4 protein-coding genes are annotated in these 5,223 nt (G+C 72.1%); 1 reads left to right on the top strand and 3 read right to left on the bottom strand.

Going from position 1 to position 5,223, the window contains the following annotated elements; all coding sequences use genetic code 11:
• Window positions 1-1,401 (bottom strand): DEAD/DEAH box helicase (locus tag D1643_RS09710; RefSeq protein WP_160710433.1); only part of this gene is annotated, 1,401 nt, incomplete at its 3' end.
• Between the two features lie 68 nt (window positions 1,402-1,469).
• Window positions 1,470-2,945 carry a glycosyltransferase gene (locus tag D1643_RS09705; protein WP_160710432.1) on the bottom strand — a complete coding sequence of 492 codons (1,476 nt, stop codon included), beginning with the start codon at window positions 2,943-2,945 and terminating at the stop codon, window positions 1,470-1,472.
• Window positions 2,946-3,131: 186 nt separating this feature from the next.
• On the opposite strand from D1643_RS09705, the gene D1643_RS09700 reads away from it, so the two are divergent.
• Window positions 3,132-4,079, top strand: coding sequence for a glycosyltransferase family 2 protein (locus D1643_RS09700; RefSeq protein WP_160710434.1), 948 nt, complete (start codon window positions 3,132-3,134; stop codon window positions 4,077-4,079).
• On the opposite strand, the gene rlmD is transcribed toward D1643_RS09700, so the two are convergent.
• The coding region (gene rlmD / locus D1643_RS09695) for a 23S rRNA (uracil(1939)-C(5))-methyltransferase RlmD (RefSeq protein WP_160710431.1) at window positions 4,076-5,223 on the bottom strand (1,148 nt) is incomplete at its 5' end. The two genes, D1643_RS09700 and rlmD, sit on opposite strands and share 4 nt — an antisense overlap.

The raw sequence follows: 5,223 nt of genomic DNA, 5'->3' as shown, positions 1-5,223 counted from the left end.
GCCTGCGCCTGCGCCCGCGCCCTTCGCGCGTCCGCCCGGTTCGCCTGCGGCCCTCTTGCCGCCGCCCGCCCCGCTCGCACCGGCCTTCGCCGCCTTGGCCTTGGGCCGCCCGCCCTTGGCCTCGCGCGCCTCGGCGGCCTCCTCGGCCGCCTTCTCCTTGGCCTTGGCCTTCTTGCGCTCGCGGGCGCGCATCTCCTTGGCGGCCTGCGCGAGCTCCGGGTCCTTGCGCGCCGAGGCCTGGGTGGCGCGTGCGGCCGACTCGGCCGCGGCCTGCTCCACGTCAAAGCTCGCCACCTCGAGGGCGGGGATGGGGCGCTTGATGAGCTTCTCGATGGCCGCAAGCTCCTCCTCGGTCTCGGGGACGGCGAAGGACACGGCGAAGCCCTCGGCGCCGGCACGGCCGGTGCGCCCGATGCGGTGCACGTAGTCCTCGGGCACGGCGGGCAGGTCGAAGTTGACTACGTAGGCCACTTGGTCGACGTCGATGCCGCGGGCCAGCACGTCGGTGGCCACGAGGATGTCGGTCTTGCCCTGGGCGAAGTTGCGCAGCGCGCGGTCGCGCTGGTTCTGCGAGCGGTCGGAGTGGAGCGGCTCGGCGGCGAACCCCCACTTCTTGAGCTTGCGGCAGGCCGAGTCGGCGCGGCGCCGCGTGCGGACGAACACGATGACGCGCTCGGAGCCGTAGTCGTCGAGGATCGCGCGCAGCAGGTCCATGCGCAGCGCCTTGGGCACGCGGCAGAGGTACTGGTCGACGGTGTCGGCCGTCTCGCCCTTGTGGGCGACCTGCACCACGGCCGGGTCGCGCAGAAGCTCGTCTACCTGGCGGCGCACCGACTCGTCGATGGTGGCCGAGAACAGCAGCGTCTGGCGGCTCTCGGGCGTGGCGGCCACGATGCGGCGCACGCTGGGAAGAAAGCCCATGTCGAGCATGCGGTCGGCCTCGTCGAGCACGAGCACCTCCACGTCATCGAGAAAGACCGCCTTCTGCCCCATGAGGTCGAGCAGGCGGCCGGGCGTGGCGATGAGCACGTCGGTGCCCTTCGCCAGGCGCTGCTCCTGAGGGCCTTGGGCCACGCCACCCACCACGCAGGTGACGCGTCGCCCGTCGCCGGAGGCGATGGCCTCGCACACCTCGGTGATCTGGTTGGCCAGTTCGCGCGTGGGGGTGACCACGAGCACGACGGGGTGCTTGGCCCGCGCCGCGCGGCCCGTCCGGTCAAGGGCCGGCAGCGAGAAGGCGGCCGTCTTGCCGGTGCCCGTCTTGGCGGCGGCGATGAGGTCGCGTCCCTTAAGCACGAGGGGGATGGCGCGCTCCTGGACGGGGGTCGGGCTCTCGTAGCCCAGGCGCTCGATGGCCGCGAGGGCGGCGGCGGACAGGCCGGTTTCGGCGAATGAGGTCATGGGAGGTGGTTCCTTTCACGGGGCGCCTTATGGCCCCTTCAGCTTGGCGGGGCGCGGCCCCGGACGGTCTAGCGGATGTGGGCCGGCTTGCGCCCCCAGTAGAAGTCGATGAAGCGCTTGCGCCGCGTGCGCGCATCGGGCGCCTCGTCGCTTTCCGCCAGCTCCCAGGTGGCCTGGGCGATGTCCACCGCTGCGTTCGGCTTGCGCAGAAACGACGCGTTGATGAGCATGGCGTCGGTGCTGGCGGGATGCGCGTCGATGTGACGCAGGGTGTCCAAAAGCTCGCGGGCGGTGGTCACGTGCAGGGCCGCGCCCGAGGCCGTGAGCATGCGGACGTTGGCGTTCTCCTGCCCGTAGGCCCGCCCCATGAGCACCATGGGAACGCGCGCGCAGAGGCACTCGGTCACCGTGAGGCCGCCGGACTTGCAGATGATGAGGTCGCTCGCGGCCATGAGCGACGCGATGCCGTCCACGTACTCAAACACCGTGACGTTGGACAGCCCGTAGTCCTCGCACTGGCGGCGCAGGTGCTCGGCGTAGGCAGGGTCCTTTCCGGCGATGACGGCCAGGTGCAGGTCGTCGAAGGAGTGCAGGTAGGGGAGCAGCTTGTCGAGCGCCTCGCGGAAGTGCACGTAGGGCCGGGGAAGGTGCGCCCCGGCGAGCGCCAGCACGAGGCGCTTGCCGGCGGGAAGGCCGAGCTCGGCGCGGACGGCGGCGCGGTCGTACTCCTCGCCGAACGCCGGACGCGTGGGGATGCCCGTGATGCGGATGCGCTCCTCGGGCACGCCGCGCGGGCGCAGCGTCTCGGCCATGTACTCGTTGGCCACGCAGAACAGGTCGGCCTTGCGATGGGGCCACATGCCCTCCACCTCGTAGTCGGTGGGCACGCACACGATGGGGAAGTCCTGGCCCGTGAGCATGCGGGCGCCCACGGCCACGTTGGCGGCGGTGATGTGGGTGGCCACCACGGCGACGGGCCGCTCGGCGCGCACGTACTCGGTGAAGCGGGGGAACATGGCGTGCACCCAGATGGTGCCGCCGCCCCAGAGGAGCCGCCCGGTCAGGGTGTAGCGCCAGGTGAGGTCGTAGATGGGCCGCGTGAAGCCGGTGAACATCGAGGCGGTGGCGTTGCCGTCGATGGCCACGCGCCCGTAGTCGAGGATGTCGAGGACGCGCACCTCCAGGTCCTCCGGGAAGGCCCCGCCGAAGCGCTCGGCCGCGGCCGGGTCGTCACGGAGCAGCTCGAAGGCCTGGGCCACGGCCTCGGCGGCGCTGCGGTGCCCCGATCCCACTGAGGCGTGCATCACCAGCACGAGCGGCCGGGCGGCCGACGCATCGACGGCGAGCGTCGCGTCGTCGTCAGCGGCCAGCGCGACGCCCGCCGCGGGGACGAGGGCCCCGACGGGGGAACCTGCGACCTGCGCGGGGTCGTCCGCGGCGTCCGAGGGCGCGCCTGCGGTGCCGGGGGATGCCGCGCCTGCTGCCGTGGTGGCCTCCGCGGCCGGGCCGGTCGGGTGCTGTGAGGGGGTTTCCTGCGTTTCCATGGGGCCATCATAGCGCATGGCCGCCGCGCGGCGGCCGGGCGCGGTCCATCGTCACCAAGAAAGCGACGTTCGGTGGAGGCGCGGTGGCTCTTCGGCTATCATGGGCGGGGTACCGCGAGAACCCGTCGAGAGGCAGCAACCGTGTCCGAGCCGCATACCTACCGCACCGAGGCCCAGCAGACCCGGATCGACAAGGCCCGCCGAGGGGAGGGGGTAGCCGTGCTCGTCCCCTGCTACAACGAGGCGGTCACCATCGCCAAGGTGGTCGACGACTTCCGCCGCGTGCTGCCGGAGGCGACCGTCTACGTCTACGACAACAACTCGAGCGACGGCACCGCCGCCCTCGCGGCCGCCCATGGCGCCGTGGTGCGCTTCGAGAGCCGTCAGGGCAAGGGCAACGTGGTGCGCCAGATGTTCCGCGACATCGAGGCCGACTACTACCTCATGGTGGATGGAGACGACACCTACCCGGCCGAGGCTGCGCCCGACCTCCTGGCGCCCCTGGCTGCCGATGAGGCCGACATGACGGTGGGAGACCGCCTCTCCAACGGCAGCTACGGCGAGGAGAACGACCGCGCCTTCCACGGCTTCGGCAACGATCTCGTGCGCTTCCTCATCAAGGCCATCTACGGCTATGCCTTCGAGGACGTGATGACCGGCTACCGCGCGTTCAACCGCGTGTTCGTGAAGACGATGCCGGTGCTCTCGGAGGGCTTCCAGATAGAGACGGAGATATCCATCCACGCGGTGGACAAGCGCTGGCGCATCGTGGACGTGCCCATCGCCTACCGCGACCGGCCCGAGGGCAGCTACTCGAAGCTGTCCACCTTCGGCGACGGGGCGCGGGTGCTGCGCGCCATCACGTCGCTGTTCAAGGACTACCGCCCCTTCGCCTTCTTCGGCTGGGTGGCGCTGGTCTTTCTGCTGCTGGGGCTCGTGACGGGCGTGCCGGTCATCGCCGAGTACCTGGCGACGGACTACGTCTCGAAGATTCCCTCGGCGGTGCTCGCCGTGGCGCTCGTGCTGTGCGGCGCGCTCTCCATCACCGCCGGCATCATCCTCGACACCGTCGCCAAGAGCCACCGCAAGCAGTGGGAGGTCGAGGTCTACGAGGCGTACCGCCGCGCCCGCTAGGCGCGTTCGAGGATGCTCGCCGTCTCCACGTGGTAGGTCTGCGGGAACAGGTCGACCGGGGTGGCGCGGACGAGCCGGTAGCCGCGCTCTTCGAACAGCGCCACGTCGCGCGCCCAGGTCTGCGGGTCGCAGCTCACGTAGGCCACGCGCTGCGGCGCGGCTGCGACGATGTCGTCCACGACGCCCTTGGCCAGTCCCGCCCGCGGCGGGTCGACCACGAGCGCGTCCAGCTCGCCGAGGGCCGGCAGCTCGCGCGCCGCATCGCCGCCGATGACCTCGATCTCCACGGCGTTCATCTGGGCGTTTCGCCGCAGGTCGCGCACGGACGACCCAGCCGCCTCCACCGCTACCACATCCGCGCCGGCCTGCGCGAGCGGCACCGAGAACGTGCCGCCGCCGGCGTAGAGGTCGGCCACGAAGTCGCCCTCGGCCACCTCGAGCCCGTCGAGCACGAGCGCCACGAGCTTCTCGGCCTGGGCCGTGTTCACCTGGAAGAACGACGGCGCGCTCGTGAGGAAGCGCGCCTCGGCGAAGCGCTCCTCCCAGCAGCCCTTGCCCGCGAGCGTCTCCACCTTCTTCACCTTGCGCGCCCGGCCCGGCTCGGCGAGCACGCGCACGACGCTCGTGGCGCGGATGGCCGAGCCGAGCGTCTTGGCCACGGCGGCGCGGGGGAAGGGCCCCGGCGGCGTCCAGAGGGCCACCTCCACGTCCTTGGTGCGCAGGCTGCCGCGCACGCCCACCCGGTAGATGCCGAGGTCCTGCGAGCCCGACAGGTAGCGCAGCGCCCCGCGCAGGGCCTTGGGCGCGCGCTCGATGACCTTGGCGGCCACGGGGCAGGCGTCCACCACGTCCACGTCATGGGTGCCCTCGCGGAAGAAGCCGAGCGAGAAGCGCCCGGCGGCATCGGCGGTGGCCGCCAGCTCCACCTTGTTGCGGTACCCCCACTGGCGCTTGCTCGGGACGCAGGGCGCCACGAGCTCCTCGGCGCGGGCCGCCTCCATGCGGCCGACGCGGGTGAGCGCGCTCATCACGTTGGCGCGCTTGGCGTCGAGCTGCGCGTCGTAGGCGAGCACGGCCCAGGGGCACCCGCCGCACGCGGCGGCGCAGGCCGGGGCGGCGGCGCGTGCGGGGCCGGGCTCGGCCA

The sequence above is a fragment of the Enterorhabdus sp. P55 genome (assembly GCF_009911695.1).
Classification (GTDB): Bacteria; Actinomycetota; Coriobacteriia; order Coriobacteriales; family Eggerthellaceae; genus Enterorhabdus.
Note: the sequence above shows the minus strand (reverse complement) of the source record. Positions and strands in the feature narration are given on the sequence as shown.

Excerpts from the sequence above, each read along its gene's own strand:
- D1643_RS09705 (WP_160710432.1), bottom strand. The coding sequence starts at position 2,945 with ATGGAAACGCAGGAAACCCCCTCACAGCACCCGACCGGCCCGGCCGCG.